Source organism: Rheinheimera gaetbuli (assembly GCF_054781935.1).
Window position 1 is genome coordinate 212,260 of the sequence record NZ_BAAGTL010000008.1, and the last position, 16,217, is coordinate 228,476.

The following is a 16,217-nucleotide window of genomic DNA, read 5'->3' on the forward strand; positions in this document are numbered from 1 at the left end:
ATACATTCTCATTATATATTGAAAATGTCAGTGGCTCCGTTCCCCGGCCAGGTGAAATTTCACTGTCGCATCACGGTATACTTTTTTTGGACGAGTTACCTGAGTTCCCACGCAAGGTGTTGGATGTGTTACGTGAGCCACTGGAAACTGGCGTGGTACACATTAGCCGTGCTGCACGCCAGGCTGAATTTCCGGCACAGTTCCAGCTGGTGGCCGCTTTAAACCCCAGCCCGACCGGGCATCATCAGGATGGGCGCGCTACGCCTGAGCAGGTTATGCGTTATTTAAACCGCTTGTCTGGCCCCTTCATCGACCGCATTGAGTTACAAATAGAAGTGCCGTTGCTACCAAAAGGTATGTTAAGTCAACAAACGCAGGAAGAATGTAGCGCCAGCGTTCGCGAACGGGTGCTGGCCGCCCGGCGATTGCAATTGGCGCGCCAGGGCAAAGCAAATGCCCGTTTAAGCGGCAGTGAAATTGCCGATTTTTGCCCTTTGCAGCAAGCCGATGCGCGTTTTCTGGAAGATACCATCCACCGTTTTAAGTTGTCGGCACGCACCTACCATAAAATTATAAAGGTAGCGCGCAGCATTGCTGATTTACAACAACAAGCGCAAATAAGCCGGGCACATTTAATGGAAGCACTCAGCTACCGCGCATTGGAAAGATTATTAAGTTATTTAAAAAACTAAAGCTATTAAATTGTCCACGTGTGTTTGCAATGTATTTACAATTAGTCTTTAATCGGTAAAATGTTTTGCGTTGCATAAAACGGAACTTTAAGGGTAAACACATGTGGATTCGTGATAAAGGAATATTACGGGATAGCAAAACTGAGCGAACTGTATCGCCAAAAAGTTATGGTCAGCCGATCTATTTTGAAAATCTGGGTGAGCTGTATTTTACCGGTGCTGATATCGTGCTGAAAATGTCTGCTACTGAATTTGACCAGTTTTACCAGGAATATGAAAGCGCTCTGCAGCACTAAACATCAGTGCGGCAGAGCCTGCTGTTAAAGCAGCTTCCAGTTTAGAGTTTCGCCGGCGTAAAACGGCACTATCGGGTTGCCATTGGGTAGGATAATCTCCGCTGGCACCTGCCATTGTTGTTTTTGCAGCGTAACAGTACCGGTATTACGCGGCAGGCCGTAGAAGTCGGCGCCATGATGGCTGGCAAAGCCTTCTAGTTTATCCAGCGCCCCTAAATCATCAAATACCTGAGCATACAGCTCAATTGCACTGTGCGCGCTGTAACAACCGGCGCAGCCACAGGCTGATTCTTTGCGGTGTCTTTCGTGTGGTGCGGAATCTGTGCCCAAAAAGAACTTTGTTGAACCCGATGCCACGGCCGCGCGCAGTGCGTCTTGATGAGTGCGGCGTTTTAGTACCGGCAGGCAATAGTTATGAGGCCGCACACCACCAACCAGTAAATCGTTACGGTTTAATAATAAATGCTGCGGTGTAATAGTCGCGGCAACGTTAGCCGATGCTTGTGAGACAAAGGCGGCTGCATCGGCAGTGGTGATATGCTCAAACACCACTTTTAACGTTGGAATACGCGTGACGATATGCTGCAGATAACGGTCGATAAACACCTTTTCACGGTCAAATATGTCAATATCGTGATCGGTAACTTCACCATGCACCAACAGCAGCATGCCTTGCTCTGCCATCACCTCGAACACTGGATATAAGCTGTCCAGTGCACTTACCGCAGCGCTTGAGTTGGTCGTGGCGCCAGCCGGATATAACTTAGCTGCTACTACACCCGCGGCTTTTGCAGCGCTGATGTCGGCTGCTGTGGTTTTATCGGTTAAAAACAGCGTAACTAATGGCTCAAAGCTACTATGGGCTGGCCGTGCGGCTAAAATCCGCTCGCGGTAAGCTACCGCCATGGCTGCGGTAGTGACCGGTGGTACTAAATTAGGCATTACAATAGCGCGGGCAAACTGACGGGCTGTGGCCGGCACGGTTTCGTGAAGCATATCGCCATCACGAAAATGTAAATGCCAATCGTCCGGGGTTTGAATGGTTAACGTGGTCATGCAAAGCTCCTGCAGGCAGTGAGGCGAAAACTGGCCGCCATTCTACCAATATAGTGGGTTTGGCGCATTGGTTAAATCTGCTTTAGGCTGCCTTACGCTTTTGCTACACTTTGGCAGGTTAACCCCAGCGGAGTAGTTAGAATGTCAGATTTTGATTTTGACCTTGATCATCTGGACTTTGCTCAGGCAGAGCAAAATGTTGAGCAACAACAACAGGCGCAACTGGACCGTGCCGCGGAGCCACAGTTTGGCGACGACGATGATGAATGCAGCGGTGGCGCCTGTAAAATTTAACCTGCGGTTGCGGTGTCAGAGCTGTGCCATAGCTGACTAACCGCAATCAACAGTACACCTGCCAGCATTAGCAAAGCAAAAGGTGCAGTTGTGCCGGTATAGAACAATGCCAGCAAAGGCCCCGCTAATGCGCCGATACCAAAACGTAAGGTACCGATTACCGCAGTAGCACTGCCACTGTTATCCGGGAATTTCATCAGGATCATCGCATCGGCATTGGTAGCTATCAGGCTTAGACTGGCCATCAGCGGTGCTATCGCTAATACGGTATAGTGCAATTCAAACTGCCAGATACTAAACAATGTTAATGCACTGGCGCTGATTATTGCCACTACCAGACCTGCCCTTAACATACGCTGTGGCCCCAGCCGGGTTACCAGCCTGCTATTAAGCAGATTTGCCAACATTAACATCAGTACATTAAAACCAAACAATAAACTGAACTGCTGCTCATCTACACCAAAAAACTGGATGTAGACAAAAGGTACCGCGGTTAGAAAACAAAAAAATGAAAAGGAGGCAAACATCGACGTAGCAATGTCTGGCCGCGCCGATTTGTTTGCAAATACCACTTTATATCCGGCCAGCAAGGCGATTTTTTTCGGAGTGTTGGCCGGTTTGATTTCCGGCAGCGCTTTAATACTAACCAGTAACACCAACACGGCATAAACCGCCAGCGTGACAAAGATCATCTGCCAGCTTGCCAGCCACAAAATACCGCTACCAATTGCCGGGGCTAGCAGCGGTGCCAGCATCATAATCATTGACACGTATGACATGCCCTTTGCGGTGTGCTCCTGATAGATATGTCGTACTATACCTGGAACTACTACGGTGGCGGCAGCACCACATAAGGCTTGCACAGCGCGCCAGAACAAAAACCATTCAATACTGCTAACGAGGCTTAACGCAATGCTAGCCAAAACAAAACCGGTTAAACCAAAAATGGCCAGTGGCCGACGGCCCAGGCTGTCGGCCAGCGGCCCACACAGCATCATACTGATACCAAAAAACGCTAAAAAAATACTTAGCGATTGCTGCACCATACCAATAGAGGTATTCAGTTGTTGTGCCATCAAAGGCATAGCGGGTAAATACATGTCTATTGCCAGCGGTGTAGTGGCAACGATTGCGGCCAGTAATACAATGGTCCAGCCAGCGGGTTTTACTGTCATCAGTGGTTAACTCATCAGTTTGCGGCGCGCTATGATAAGGTTTTTTTGCCATTGGGCCTAATGTTGCCCGGTAAAAATACGTTAGCAGATGTGTCGTATTACCTTAAGTTGTTTGCTTTTGGTCGGATAAAACATTGTAATAGCGCAACAGATCCTTACAGGGTGTTGTGTTGCTAAAGTTCAGCTGCAGGTGCATCCTTTGTTTTCGTAGCAGCCGTACCAGGTCTTATTCCTGCAACCATGTCTAAAGGCTACTTTTAACGAAGGCTGGCAGTAGATGGCAACAACCGGTGAGCTGAATTACACACTCAGACAGTACTCTTTGCTACAACACTAGTGAATTACGTTAAAGCGCTTATACTCAAGTGAACTGCGCAGTACAGGAAGAAGGCATGAAAAAAACTAAAGTTATTACGACCGACGAGATACTGCTGACCTTATGTCAGTCAGTTACTAAAGTGCTGGCCGGTGCTGGCAACCATAATGTTGACTATTCACCGATGGTACAAAAAATCCAGAAAACCTGTCTAAGGCCCGATTTGGGCTGCTTTGTATTGTTTGATGGCGGCTTTTCCGGGCTGGTGATTATTAACTTTACCTCGCAGGCTGCAATGGAGATTTATAAAAAGTACCTGATGAGTATGGGCATGCCTGAGTCTGAGTTGGCACAGTTTCATACCTCAGACGAGGTAGGTAACGTAATGGGAGAGCTGATGAATCAGATAGTGGGTGATTTTACTAACACTGTGCGTTACGACCTGCAAACGTCAATTAACCAAAGCCAGCCTAAAATGATGGCGATAAATAAACAGGTGCAGATCCTGATTAACACTCAGCTGGATCAGCCACAAGCTCGTCGGGTGACCTTCAGTACGCCAGAGCATAATATTTTTTATCTGGAACTGGCAATGGACAAAACCGAGTTTATCCAGTTGCACGAATTCGATAAGGTTGAGCAGCAGCATCCGGATGATATTCTGGCCAACGCGCAAAACTATACGCCGGAGAACACTGTAAGTGCCGACGTCGATGTAGACGATGATTTTCTGAAAAACCTTGGCTTGTAACGCTGGTTTTAACGCCGCAGTGGTAGGCGTAATTCAAAGCGGGCGCCGCCTGAAGGTGACCCGCTAATACGCACAGTGCCTTGGTGCCAATGCATAACACGCTGCACTATAGCCAACCCTAAGCCAAAGCCACCGGCCTTTTTATTGCGGCTGGCTTCTATGCGGTAAAATGGCTGTAACACTTGCTCTCGCTGCGCTGGCTCAATACCTGGGCCATCGTCATCAACAGTTAGCAACCAATATTGCTGATCGCACCTCAGGCTAAGAGTAATCTGACTGAGGGCAAATTTCTTTGCATTGACCAACAAGTTCTGTACTGCCCGTTCAACATAGTGACCATCACAAATGTAAGTTGCGCTTTCAGGCAATTGCAAAGTAATAGTTGCGCCAGGCAAAGGTGAAAGCTTTTCCTGCAGGTTTGTCAGCAATTCAGTCAGGTTCACCTGCTGCAGTTGTAATGGTAACTGGCCTGCTTCAAGCCTGGCGTAGTCGAGAATTTCATCAACCAGCTGCTGTAGCTCACGCACGTCCTGCAGCATGGCGCTGCGCTCGGTCTCAGGTAATTGGTTGGCCATCTCCAGTGCAAAGCTAAGCCGGGCTATCGGGGTGCGCAATTCATGCGATACGGCGTGGGTCATTTCCCGTTGCAGGCTAATCAAATCGCGGATTTGGTCACTCATTTGCTGAAAACTATGGGCTATAGGTGCAATGAAAGAGTGAGCGGGCAGGTTAAGTTGGGTATCAGGGTTGGCTGAAAATTGCTGCAATCTTAGTTGTAGCTTAGCGATATCCCGTGCCACCGGCCAGAGCCACAATGCAATAGCGATTGCCAGAAGCACAAAAAATAGCAGCGTAAACCAGGTTGCACCTTCGTCCTGTACCAGAGCTACCGGGCCAAAGCGCCACAAATCAGTTGCTGACTGATAATAGAAGTAGACTTTATCCACCTCAAACAATGCAATAACTTCGCCATTTGCCAGCCGCTGCTGCTCTTCAGGTAGCCAACTAACTGAATCAATTGCCAACCTGTTTGTGTCCAGCGCAGCAACTGAGATGTTTTCTGCATTGCGCAGTTGTACCTGCTGTTGTAGCAAGGCGGTATAGCTTTGCAGCCAGTCTGGTTCAGCTGCGGGTTGCCATTGTTGCCACAATTGTTCTACTGCCCAGCCCAGCCCGAGCAGAACTAAAAATATAAAAAGATAAAAATGCCAGAATAAGCGCTGCATAGCGGGGGTGGCGATCCTTGTTACCAGGCGTCAGCAACGAATAGGTAGCCTTTACCCCAAACTGTTTTAATACGAAACGGTGTTTCAGCATTATCGCCCAGTTTACGCCGCAGATGCGAAATACGCACGTCAACGGTGCGGTCCAGACCGTCATATTCTCGGCCAATGATTTGCTGATGTATTGCTTCGCGCTTCACGGTTTGGCCTGCGTTGCGTGCCAGCATCCATAGCAAATCAAATTCATAGCTTGTCAATTCTACCCGCTGCTGGTTATACCAGGCTTCACGGGCCCGTTGTTTTAATGTTAAACCGCCAAATTGTAACTCTTGCTGATCTGCCTTTATCGGACTTTGTGTGCGCCGCAGGAGTGCGTTTATGCGCGCTACCAACACGCGTGGTTCTACCGGTTTGATAACGTAGTCGTCTGCGCCTAACTCAAGGCCCAGCACCTGGTCTATATCACTTTGCTTTGCAGTTAGGATCAGAATCGGCCCTTTGTACCAAGGGCGTAACTGTCGACAGACACCAAAGCCATCCAGGCCAGGTAGCATTAAATCCAGCACCACCAGATCGGGTTGAAACTGGCGGCAATGCTCTGCCACCGCATCGCCCTGCGTTTGCAGTTGCACACTAAAGCCATGCTGAGTAAGAAAACTTTGCACCAAAGAAGCAAGGCGTGTGTCGTCCTCAACTAACAAAATTTTTGCCATTAAAAAATACTCCATGGGCTGTTTAACCGGCGCCGCGCTGGCTTGCGGCTTAGCACTTGCAACTCGGTTTGTAATAACACCTGATCTTCGGCATCACGCAGCGTCAGCAAGGCATTTTGCCATTCTAACGGTTGTTGCCACTGGCCAGCAGTGCTGTCGTGCCAGCATTGCAGTTGTTGCCCGGCCAGATATAAACATAGATTTTTGGGCGCGACACTGCGCCAGCGCAGCTGCAGAGTAGCATGGCAACTTTGTTGCTGTTGCTCAGTGATACAAATGTGTGGGCTGACGTCCCAACATAGCTCGGCACAAGTTGCAGAGTGTTGGACTGATATTCCATTCAGTGCCAGTAAGATCCAGGGGCCCAGCATCAAAACAACCGGTAACTTATGCCAAAGAACCAGGTTGTTACATTGTTATCCTGCACCAGCGGACTGTCTGTCATTGCATCATCCAGATGTAAATAGCGTAAAAAAGCCAACAGAGCTACACGCTCTGACAACGGATATTGCCAACCAAGGCGTATTTCCGGTTGCCAACTGGCTTTTCCGTTATAACGGGGTAAATAAAATGCTTCATTATTATCAATGCCGTAGTAAGTATCAATCAACTTATTACTTTTCCAGTATATCCTGCTAGTAAGTTGCCACTTACCGCTGCTGGTATGCCAAAAGCGGGCTGCACTGATGCTGGCGTGCTGCCCGTTGTAACTGTTGCTGATATCCTGCCATGCCAAGGCTTGTAGCTGCCAGTTGTCTTTAAACCAGTCTAGCTGAATGCCTAAATCAAAGGCAGTTGGTCTTTTACTGATCTCTTTTACCGATGCCTGCTTTGGTCCGTAACTGTCACTCTCTAGCACCGGGCTGGAAATGCCGGCGCTGGTACTGCGCAACTGGAAAGCGTTACCCGCAAACCATTTCTGGAAATAGCCTTTTTCCTGATTTAACTGACCAACCAGGCTAAAAGTCAACTGAGGGTTTAGGTGCCAGCTGCTGCCAAGAACACCGTTGTCAAAAAACCAGTGCTTATTGTAATAATAGATATCCGGAAGTATTACCAGAGGCAGTTGTTCGCCGTCATGCAGCGGATTGCTGCGCTGGCCATAACCCAGCGCCCAACTTAGATACAGTTGTTGTTCTGTAACGCAGTGCGCGCCTGTGTTGCAGTCAGACGGAGCATCTTTAGCCTGCGCAGGTATCGCCAGGCTTAACAGCAAAAAAAACCAATAATGCACATTACACCTTCTGACAGCCAAATTTAGCCATGCAAGTTTAGCAAGATGTGTCGCCAGACTTAAGCCAATATAACAATGTTTCACAATTTGCTGTGAATCAGCCGTATATGTTGGTGCCATAGCATGGCAATTACGATGAAAATTGAAACCTGCCACAATTCACTCTATGATACCGCCACCATATTAATGCACTGGCAACCTAATCCGCTGACCAGGACGGCGAAGGTACATGAAATGCGCTGTCACAGCAGAGCACTCAGATGAAAGACAAAGCCACTTCATTCGACATTGCTTACATGGCCGGCGTATCGCAGTCTACCGTGTCGCGCGCGCTGCGTAACAGCCCGCAGGTAAACAAAGAAACGCGCGAGAAGGTGCAGGCCATCGCGCGGCAACTGAACTATAAAGTTGATAAAAACGCCAGTAACCTGCGTCAGCAACGAAGCAGCACACTAGCCTTATTGTTGTTTGAAGATCCCACCACAGATGAGTCATTAATTAATCCGTTTTTTTTATCGATGCTTGGCAGCATAACCCGTGCCTGCGCTAAACGTGGGCAAGATCTACTGGTATCGTTCCAGCAGTTAAGTGACGACTGGCATGCCGATTACGAAGACAGCAACAAAGCCGATGGCATTATCTTACTCGGTTATGGTGATTACAAAGACTACGAGGAAAAGCTGGCTAAGCTACTGGCGCAGGAAACGCATTTTGTTTGCTGGGGCGCAGAGGTGCTGGGCCATCCGGAATTTACCCTGCGCAGCAACAACCGTGAAGGCGGCCGTTTAGCCGGCGAACACCTGCTGGCTACCGGGCACAAAAGGTTTGCCTTTATCGGCAATGCTTCTGAGGGCAGCCCGGAATTCAGTGCGCGTTACCTTGGTTTTATTGATGCGCTGAATATGGCCGGTATCAGTGAGGCGCAGGTGCCGCATTTTGACGCTATATCGACCGAAAGCGCCGGTGACAGCGCTACTGAACAATTACTGGCCGCCGGCCATCAGGTTGATGCTATTTTCTGTGCCAGCGATTTAATTGCTATCGGTGTAATGCGTTGCCTGAAACGACGTAATTTGCGCGTGCCGGAAGATATTGCCGTAATGGGCTTTGATGATATTCCGGTGGCCTCTTTTGCCACCCCGGCACTGAGCACTATTCAGCAAGACACTACACAGGCTGGTGAATTGCTGGTGAACAACTTACTGCAGCTGATTAACAACCAGCCTATCAGCGTAAGCCAGATAGAACCCAAGCTGATTATTCGGCAGTCCTGCGGTTTTCATCTTAACTGAGCCGGCGGTTGCCGGCATCTCACGGTTTACTAAATACTAACTCTGCTTACCTTGCTGTTGCTTTGTGTTAATATCCTGCGCCGAAATGTTCAGTAAATCAGGAACAAAACCATGTCTGCCCGTTTTTATGCAATTGTAATGCTGCTCAGCGCGTTTATTACACCTTCGGCGATAGCCAACCAAACCTTAGCCAGCCGGATGCTCGATGTGCGCAAGGTTGAAGGCGTTGATGTGTATTACAATCTCAGCAACGGCCTGGCGCTGCAGGGCGAGTACCGGTTGGTACGTGACACACAGGGCTACACCCTGGCAACTTTTGAACAGGGCCTGGTGCAGGGCGGTTGGCAGGTATTTGATCAGCGTAATCAGCTGGTGCTTAGCGGCCACTACCATGCCGGGCGGCAGCATGGCCAGTGGCAGTACTTTGCTGTTGATGGCAGCATCGAGCAAATTGAGCACTATGAGGCCGGTATTGCCGCCGGCCTGTGGCAGCGGTTTAACAACCAGCGCCAGGTGATCGAAACCAGCCAATTTGAGCGCGGTGAAAAAATCAATGTCAGCCGCTTTTATGACAACGGCAAGTTACGCAGTGTTGAAACCTATCAGGACAACCTGCGTCACGGTGTGTGGCAAACGTTCCATCCTAACGGCGAAGTAGCAGTGCAGTGGACTTACGCCAACAACCAGCTAACCGGGTTATATCAAAGCAAAAACGAACAGGGCGCAGTGTTGCTGCAAGGCGAATATGATGCGCAGGGGCAGCAACACGGCCAATGGCTGCAGTTTTTTGCTGCGGATACTATCGAGGTTAAAGTGCAGTACCTCAACGGTAAACGCCACGGTTTAACTGAGCAGTATAATATCGATGGCAGTTTGGTTAGCCAGTGTAATTATCAGCAGGGGGAGAAGCACGGAGAATGCCGTGAGTTTCACCCAAATGGCCAGCTGATGAACTCATTACTGTTTAACCAGGGCAAGCAGCATGGTGAACAAAGATGGTTTGCTGACGACGGCCAACTGCTGCAAAAACAACACTATATTGATGGCATGTTCGCTGGTGAACAACTGTTTTACCACAGCAACGGCGAACTGGCGAAACGCATTAGCTACCACACCACAGAACGCAGCGCCAACGGCCAGTTTCCGTTGCATGGTGCAAATGAAAGCTATCAGGACAACGGCTTGCCGATAGAGTTGTCCGCTTTTGTTATGGGTGAGCGTGACGGTGTGCATAAGCGTTTTCAGGCTGACAAGCTGGTTGAAGAAACACAGTACAAAGCCGGTAAACGCCATGGCCTGAGCAAAACGTTTTACTCGTCCGGTGAGCCGCGTGAACATAACAGCTACGCCGATGGCCAGTTAAGCGGGCCCTTTAAAAGTTGGCATATGAACGGCATTTTACGCGAAGAAGGCGAGCGTAAAGCGGGCCAGTTAACCGGGCGTTACCAGAGCTTCTATGACAGTGGCAAACCGCAAAAACTGGAGCATTATGCCGCGGAAAAACAGCCATCAGAGTATAAGTTTGCTTTGCACGGCAAATATCAGTATTGGGCCGGTAACGGCGATCTGACCGAAGAGGGCAACTACGTTAACAATAAGCGCCACGGCAACTGGATAAACTATTATCAGGGTGAAAAGTCGAAAGAGCAGGAGTTTGTTGACGGTAAAACCGAAGGCCGTTTTGTTACTTATTATCAGGGTCGGCGCCGCAGCAGTGGTTATTACTACAATAACCAGAAAACCGGTGAATGGATTGAATACTATTATCAGGCGGATGATCCGACCTACGGCTTTATTCCCGAAGGCACCATCAGGTACAAAACACAGTGGCAAGACAATAAGCAGCATGGTCAGGCGGAGTTTTATACGGCAAAGAATATCCTGCATAAAACCGAGCACTGGCAAAACGGCAAGAAAAACGGTGATTATCAGGAATTCTATGTCAGCAACGGCGAACCTAAGCTGGCCGGCAAAATGCGGGACGGCGAGTGGTTTGGTTTATGGCAAGCCTGGTATGAAGACGGCACTTTGGCGCAAGCGATACATTATGATGCCAGCCGTAAACATGGCTTAGCGCAGGAATACTATGACAATGGCCAACTGAAAAGCGAAATTGAATACGAGTATGACAAACCGCATGGCGGTTACAAACTGTACCATTTAAACGGCCGGCCGCAGCAACAGGAACACTATGTTAAAGGCTTAAAAGAAGGCAAGGCCGAATACTTTCATCCGAACGGTAAACCGCAGCAACAAGGCGATTACCTGCGTGACCGCAAAGAAGGTGAATGGCTGGAATACTGGCCCAATGGCCAGGTACGCAGCCAGGGCAGCTATATCAGCAACCGGCCGTCGGGTGACTGGCAGTACTTTGATCAACACGGCAAACTGATAAAAACCGAACACAAAGGCTAAGCGGCGGAGCGGCTCAGCCGTCTTGTTCCTCTTTACTTGCAGCTTGCTGATACAGTGTTTCCAACGCCTCGCGCAATGTCGGGTAAAAGCTGAGCTGGCCCGGCAGCGGTTTTATGCCGGCGCGTGCCAGGGTTTTCAGCGGTTGAAACTGTAAGTCGGCGATTAGCAGCTCAGTGTTGTTTTTACTGCATTTACTGATCAGTTTATTCAGTGCGGCCAGGCCGCCGGCGTCTAACAGCGGCACGCCATCCATATACAATACCATGCCCTTGCTGTGGCCGGTTAAACGGGCAATATCGGCAAAAACGCGCTCGGCGGCGGCAAAAAACAGCGGCCCGCTGATTTTCAGCACCTGCCAGCCGTCGGGTATCGGTTGTTCTACCTGTTTGCGGTTATGGCTGATATCAGTCACTTTGCTCATCGCGGCAATTTCTTTAACAAACAACAAAGCCGCCAGTAAGATACCGGCGGTAATGGCGATAACCATATCAAACAGCACGGTCAGGCTAAAGCAGGTAATAAACACCCAAATATCGCTGCGTGGCGCGGTTTTCAGCAAATGCAGTGCTTTGGGCGCTTCGCTCATATTCCAGGCTACCATAACAAGTAACGCCGCCAGTGCCGCCATGGGTACATAAGATAATAGCTCTGCCAGCAGTACCAAGCCGAGCAGCAACACCAGCGCATGTACCATCGCTGCAATGGGTGATTGCGCCCCGGCTTTAAAGTTAGCCGATGATCGCGCCAATGCTGCCGTGGCGGTAATGCCGCCGAAAAACGGTGTAATAATATTACCCAGCCCTTGTCCCATTAACTCACTATTCGCGCTGTGGCGCCGGCCCGACATGCCATCCAGCACCACTGCGCACAGCAAGGACTCAATCGCGCCCAGCATGGCCATAGCAAAGGCAGCAGCCAGCAGGTCTTTTGCCAGCTGCCAGCTAAAGGTAAGCATTTGACCGTCCGGCCCCGGGCGTAACCAGGGCCAGTCAAAATAGGGTAAATAGGGCGGAATGCCATTGTCGTTGCTGCCGTCTATCGCGGTGTAACTAAAACGCGAGCCGATGGTATCCAGCTCAAGGCCAAAGTGCAGCAGTAACAAGGCCAGCATAGTGCCAATAAACAACGCCGGTAAATGCGCTGGCACTATGGTCTTAAGTTTGGGCCATAGCAGCATTACCGCCAGCGTAACGCTGGCCACTAGCAGGCTGGGCCAGGCTAATTGTGGTAAATGCCGGGCTAATACCAGCAGTTTATCGACATAGTGCTCTGGCATAACCGCTATCGGCAGGCCAAAAAAGTCTTTAATTTGTAAGGTGGCAATGACCACGGCAATACCGCCGGTAAAGCCTAAAGTGACAGATTCGGGGATATATTCTATAAGGCGGCCTAAACGCAGTGCTGCCATCAGTAGTAGCAGAAAACCGGATAGCACCGTGGCAATAAGTAAACCGCTAAGGCCGTATTTTAGTGCTACCGGGTACAAGATCACGACAAAGGCGGCAGTAGGGCCGCTGATGCTGTAACGCGAGCCGCCGGTAAGGGCAATGACAAAACCGGCAATTATTGCGGTATAGAGACCGTATTGCGGTGCTACGCCACAGGCAATTGCCAATGCCATCGCCAGCGGAATCGCAATAATGCCAACGGTGATACCGGCCAGCAGATCTTTGCCGAATTTATTCAGACTATAGCCTTCGGCCAGCACATCGCGCAGCGCATGGCCTATACGCAGGGAAAACAGGTGGGAACGGTCAGACACCACAACTCCGCTGAAGCAGAACAGGTAGCGTTAGTTTAGCAAAGGGTTAAACAGGCCGGTATGCGCTATTAGTCTGACAAATAACTGTTTTTGTGCCGCTGCAGTTCGCAGCTGCAGCGGCGATTGGCTTACAGGTATTGTTTTAACCAGGCGGCGGTTTCGGCATTGGCCTCGGCACGGTTCGGGTATAGATCATGATCGGCACCCGGATATATCACGAGCTTATGCGGCCGGCCTTTTTCAGCCAGTGCTTTGGCCAGCTCCTGTGATTGCGCTACTTCAACCCGCGCATCTTTATCGCCGTGCAGCAGTAATATTGGTAGTTGTGGTGCTAACTTATCCAGCCAGTGCAGCACAGAGCGGGCTTTTAACTGGGCCGTTTTCTCAGTTGCGTAGTGAGGTATAAAGCGGGTGTAGATATTCTCCATTGTCTGGCGCACTGCCAGACTGGCTTCTAAGTCAGCTACGCCAGCTTCAACAATCAGTGCTTTTAGCTGCGGCATATTGCGCGCCGCCAGGTAGCTCATCATGCCGCCTCGGCTAAAGCCTTTCATCGCAATACGCTCGCTGTCAGCTTCGGTCATACCATTGATAATTGGCAGCAGGTTTTTAATGTCGTTAACGTCATTGCCGCCAAACTGATCAAGCCTGATTTCGTCGGTTGCCGATGTTGGAAAGGCTTTAGCACCGCGATACTGGCTGGCAATTACGATGTAGCCCAGCTCTGCCAGTGGCATCAAACTGTGCTGTATTGCGCCATAAACTAAGGTGCCGCCTTTAGCATTGCCGCCGCGGTTGTATATCACTACGGGCAATTTTGCATCCGCTGCCACATTTCTTGGCCGCACCATAATACCTTCCACCAGAATACCGTCAGATTCATAAGCAAATACCCGGCAATCCAGCGTCTGCTGCCGCCGTTCAATATCGGTTCTGGAGAAGCGTTGGCCAAACATTGCTGCATTAAACTTTGGTTTTTTGCTCATCATAGCCAACCAGCTGTCATAGCTGGCAAAGGGGCCGATATAGCAGCTGAAGTTTTGCTTTAAAGAGCTAGCTGTAGAAAAAGCCGGCAATAATTCCGGGCCGGTTTTTGCTTTTACTGTCTCAGCTTGCGCAGATGCAGCCAGCAGTAAGCTGCTAAGCAGCATCAAAAAAACTTTCATAGACACTCCTTGTTAATTGCATAAATACAGTAAGTTAACAACCCTTGCTTGGCAAGGAGTAATTAAAAAACCGCCGCTAAACCAGCCGGCGGTGTTCGGGAGAACCTGGTGCGCCAGGCTATCTGGCGCTTTGCAATATAAGCAAGCCGTGTGCGGCTAAGGTGTTGCCGTCGGTATCAAAGGCCCAGCTGTCAGTTAAACCGTCTCGGCTAATGGCGCTAATATCTGCCGGCTGGTCGTTTAAATTCAGTACAAACAACGTTTTGCTGCCGTTTAATTCGCGGCTGATTTGCAGCACGCCGTTTTCCAACTGCTGCACATTGTAACTGCCAGCAGTGCTTAGCTCCGGCCGTTGTTTTTTCTGCGCAATTAACAGCTTGTATAAATGCCAGATTGACTCTGGCTGTGCTTGTTGCGCGGCTACACTGCGGTCTTCGGCTTGCAGTTGCTTAGTCAGAAACTCTGGATACCAGTTGGGGAAGCCGTCGCCAAATAATTCCAGTTGTTCTACCCAGCTATTCTCACTTTGGCTAAAGCCGGCTTGTACGCTGTTATCCCATAACATAGGCGCGCGCTTGTATACATCGTGGCCAGTGCCGCCTTGGGTTAAGCCAATTTCTTCGCCGTAATAAATGTACGGTGTGCCCGGTGAGCTGAATAACATCGCCGCCGCTAGCTTGGCTTTGGCATCATGTTGTTGCAGTTGGTAGGCAACCCGTTCCTGATCGTGGTTAGTTAAAAAGGGGGCAAAAAACTGTAGCGGGGCCACCGATTGCACACGTTGTTGCACGTTGTCCCACAACACCTTGGCATCCAGCGTTTTTTGCGCATTAGACTGCATAGTACCAAACTGCGCTTCACCGCTGGCATCAGGTTTTAGCAAGCCCAGTATTTTATAACCCACTTCAAAATCAAAGCCCTGGTCCAGGCCTGTGCCGTCGCCGTAATAACGTGCCGCTACCGGAATATCTACCCAGGCCTCGCCGACTAAATAGGCTTCTGGGTTTACACTTTTCACATATTGGTTGAAGCTTTGCCAGTAAGCGATAGTCTCGCCTGTGTCAGCTTGCTCAAGTGGCCCGCCTTCCATGGCAAAGCGCACTGCATCTAAGCGAAAGCCGGCTACGCCTTTATCCAGCCAAAATTTGGCCATTTTCTCCATTTCTGCCACTACATCCGGGTGGCGTAGGTTGACATCCGGTTGGCTGGCGCCAAAGGCGGCATAGTAGTATGCGTTACGGGTTGCGTTGTAATGCCATACTGCATCAGGTTTGTCGTTGCTGGCCCAGGCATGGCCCCAGCCGCTGCCGGCCTCTGGCATGCTATCGCGCCAGACAAAATAATCTTTATACGGCGCTTCGCCTGCGGCCGAGCGTTTAAACCAGTCATGTTCGCTGGATATGTGGTTAATGACTAAATCCAGAATCACCTTCATGCCCCTGGCGTCGGCTGCCTGGATAAAGGCTTCAAATTCGGCCATGCTGCCGTAGTCACTCTCTACCTGATAAAACTCAGTAAAGTCGTAACCATGGTACGACGGCGCTTCAAACATCGGCGTCAGCCACAATGCGGTTACGCCTAAATCTTGCAGATACGGCAGTTTGGCGGTCATGCCGTTAAAGTCGCCATGGCCATCGCCATTAGTATCATAAAAACTGCGCGGCCAGATTTGGTAAAACACCGCGTCCTGCCACCAGGGGTTGGCAGTTTGCATGCTGGTTGGCGTAGCCGCTGGTTTTGTCTCAGGCGCCGGCGCGCTGGTGTTTGGCTGACAGCCGGTCAACAATAATGACAGCGCCAGCGCGCTTAAGGTAAAAGCTTTCATATTATCC

At 49.9% G+C, this 16,217-nt stretch carries 15 protein-coding genes; 6 read left to right on the top strand and 9 right to left on the bottom strand.

Translation table 11 applies throughout. From position 1 onward, the window contains the following. Positions 1-17 precede the first annotated feature (17 nt). Positions 18-692 carry an ATP-binding protein gene (locus tag ACYVIC_RS07870; RefSeq protein ID WP_460859715.1) on the top strand — a complete coding sequence of 225 codons (675 nt, stop codon included), beginning with the start codon at positions 18-20 and terminating at the stop codon, positions 690-692. A gap of 101 nt (positions 693-793) precedes the next feature. Continuing rightward, on the top strand, positions 794-988 hold the full coding sequence (locus tag ACYVIC_RS07875; protein ID WP_460858824.1) for a hypothetical protein: 195 nt from the start codon (positions 794-796) through the stop codon (positions 986-988). A gap of 24 nt (positions 989-1,012) precedes the next feature. Here the strand turns inward: ACYVIC_RS07875 and pyrC are convergent, their stop codons facing one another. Further along, a complete protein-coding gene (gene pyrC / locus ACYVIC_RS07880) occupies positions 1,013-2,044 on the bottom strand; it encodes a dihydroorotase (RefSeq protein ID WP_460858826.1) in 1,032 nt (343 codons plus the stop codon). 141 nt (positions 2,045-2,185) lie between these two features. On the opposite strand from pyrC, the gene ACYVIC_RS07885 reads away from it, so the two are divergent. Continuing rightward, positions 2,186-2,338 (top strand): hypothetical protein, encoded by a 153-nt coding sequence (locus ACYVIC_RS07885; RefSeq protein WP_460858828.1) that lies wholly within the window; start codon positions 2,186-2,188, stop codon positions 2,336-2,338. Here ACYVIC_RS07885 and ACYVIC_RS07890 read toward each other — a convergent pair. Beyond that, on the bottom strand, positions 2,335-3,513 hold the full coding sequence (locus ACYVIC_RS07890; RefSeq protein WP_460858829.1) for a multidrug effflux MFS transporter: 1,179 nt from the start codon (positions 3,511-3,513) through the stop codon (positions 2,335-2,337). The genes ACYVIC_RS07885 and ACYVIC_RS07890 overlap by 4 nt on opposite strands. A gap of 392 nt (positions 3,514-3,905) precedes the next feature. Here ACYVIC_RS07890 and ACYVIC_RS07895 point away from each other — a divergent pair, with 392 nt between their 5' ends. Then, positions 3,906-4,580, top strand: a complete 675-nt coding sequence (locus tag ACYVIC_RS07895; protein WP_460858831.1) for a DUF3334 family protein — start codon at positions 3,906-3,908, stop codon at positions 4,578-4,580. Positions 4,581-4,588: 8 nt separating this feature from the next. On the opposite strand, the gene ACYVIC_RS07900 is transcribed toward ACYVIC_RS07895, so the two are convergent. From ACYVIC_RS07900 to ACYVIC_RS07915, 4 genes are read right to left on the bottom strand one after another with little or no spacing between them, the layout of a single operon-like run. Beyond that, the gene (locus ACYVIC_RS07900) at positions 4,589-5,806 is read right to left on the bottom strand and encodes an ATP-binding protein (RefSeq protein ID WP_460858832.1); all 1,218 of its coding nucleotides are present in this window, start codon (positions 5,804-5,806) and stop codon (positions 4,589-4,591) included. Positions 5,807-5,826: 20 nt separating this feature from the next. Continuing rightward, positions 5,827-6,516: a response regulator gene (locus tag ACYVIC_RS07905; RefSeq protein WP_460858834.1), complete on the bottom strand. Its 690-nt coding sequence runs from the start codon at positions 6,514-6,516 to the stop codon at positions 5,827-5,829. Continuing rightward, a complete protein-coding gene (locus tag ACYVIC_RS07910) occupies positions 6,516-6,887 on the bottom strand; it encodes a DUF3019 domain-containing protein (RefSeq protein WP_460858836.1) in 372 nt (123 codons plus the stop codon). The genes ACYVIC_RS07905 and ACYVIC_RS07910 overlap by 1 nt, the downstream gene beginning before the upstream one ends. Then, entirely contained in the window at positions 6,887-7,750 is an 864-nt protein-coding gene (locus tag ACYVIC_RS07915; protein WP_460858838.1) for a MipA/OmpV family protein, read from the bottom strand. Before ACYVIC_RS07915 ends, ACYVIC_RS07910 begins: the two co-directional genes overlap by 1 nt. Positions 7,751-8,010: 260 nt before the next feature. Between ACYVIC_RS07915 and ACYVIC_RS07920 the strand changes: the two genes are divergently transcribed. Both ACYVIC_RS07920 and ACYVIC_RS07925 read left to right on the top strand, forming a co-directional pair. Then, on the top strand, positions 8,011-9,042 hold the full coding sequence (locus ACYVIC_RS07920) for a LacI family DNA-binding transcriptional regulator (protein ID WP_460858840.1): 1,032 nt from the start codon (positions 8,011-8,013) through the stop codon (positions 9,040-9,042). Positions 9,043-9,153: 111 nt separating this feature from the next. Next, positions 9,154-11,457: a toxin-antitoxin system YwqK family antitoxin gene (locus ACYVIC_RS07925; protein ID WP_460858841.1), complete on the top strand. Its 2,304-nt coding sequence runs from the start codon at positions 9,154-9,156 to the stop codon at positions 11,455-11,457. Positions 11,458-11,470: 13 nt separating this feature from the next. Here the strand turns inward: ACYVIC_RS07925 and dauA are convergent, their stop codons facing one another. The 3 genes from dauA to ACYVIC_RS07940 form a co-directional block, all read right to left on the bottom strand. Continuing rightward, positions 11,471-13,219 (bottom strand): C4-dicarboxylic acid transporter DauA, encoded by a 1,749-nt coding sequence (dauA, locus tag ACYVIC_RS07930; protein WP_460858843.1) that lies wholly within the window; start codon positions 13,217-13,219, stop codon positions 11,471-11,473. 128 nt (positions 13,220-13,347) lie between these two features. Beyond that, complete coding sequence (locus ACYVIC_RS07935) at positions 13,348-14,385, bottom strand: alpha/beta hydrolase family protein (protein ID WP_460858844.1); 1,038 nt, start codon at positions 14,383-14,385, stop codon at positions 13,348-13,350. Positions 14,386-14,503: 118 nt separating this feature from the next. Continuing rightward, a complete protein-coding gene (locus ACYVIC_RS07940) occupies positions 14,504-16,210 on the bottom strand; it encodes an alpha-amylase family glycosyl hydrolase (RefSeq protein WP_460858846.1) in 1,707 nt (568 codons plus the stop codon). Positions 16,211-16,217: the final 7 nt, after the last annotated feature.

Coding starts and splice junctions, on each gene's coding strand:
- ACYVIC_RS07875 (WP_460858824.1), top strand. CDS start 794: ATGTGGATTCGTGATAAAGGAATATTACGGGATAGCAAAACTGAGCGA.
- pyrC (WP_460858826.1), bottom strand. CDS start 2,044: ATGACCACGTTAACCATTCAAACCCCGGACGATTGGCATTTACATTTT.
- ACYVIC_RS07885 (WP_460858828.1), top strand. CDS start 2,186: ATGTCAGATTTTGATTTTGACCTTGATCATCTGGACTTTGCTCAGGCA.
- ACYVIC_RS07890 (WP_460858829.1), bottom strand. CDS start 3,513: ATGACAGTAAAACCCGCTGGCTGGACCATTGTATTACTGGCCGCAATC.
- ACYVIC_RS07895 (WP_460858831.1), top strand. CDS start 3,906: ATGAAAAAAACTAAAGTTATTACGACCGACGAGATACTGCTGACCTTA.
- ACYVIC_RS07900 (WP_460858832.1), bottom strand. CDS start 5,806: ATGCAGCGCTTATTCTGGCATTTTTATCTTTTTATATTTTTAGTTCTG.
- ACYVIC_RS07905 (WP_460858834.1), bottom strand. CDS start 6,516: ATGGCAAAAATTTTGTTAGTTGAGGACGACACACGCCTTGCTTCTTTG.
- ACYVIC_RS07910 (WP_460858836.1), bottom strand. CDS start 6,887: ATGCTGGGCCCCTGGATCTTACTGGCACTGAATGGAATATCAGTCCAA.
- ACYVIC_RS07920 (WP_460858840.1), top strand. CDS start 8,011: ATGAAAGACAAAGCCACTTCATTCGACATTGCTTACATGGCCGGCGTA.
- ACYVIC_RS07925 (WP_460858841.1), top strand. CDS start 9,154: ATGTCTGCCCGTTTTTATGCAATTGTAATGCTGCTCAGCGCGTTTATT.
- ACYVIC_RS07935 (WP_460858844.1), bottom strand. CDS start 14,385: ATGAAAGTTTTTTTGATGCTGCTTAGCAGCTTACTGCTGGCTGCATCT.
- ACYVIC_RS07940 (WP_460858846.1), bottom strand. CDS start 16,210: ATGAAAGCTTTTACCTTAAGCGCGCTGGCGCTGTCATTATTGTTGACC.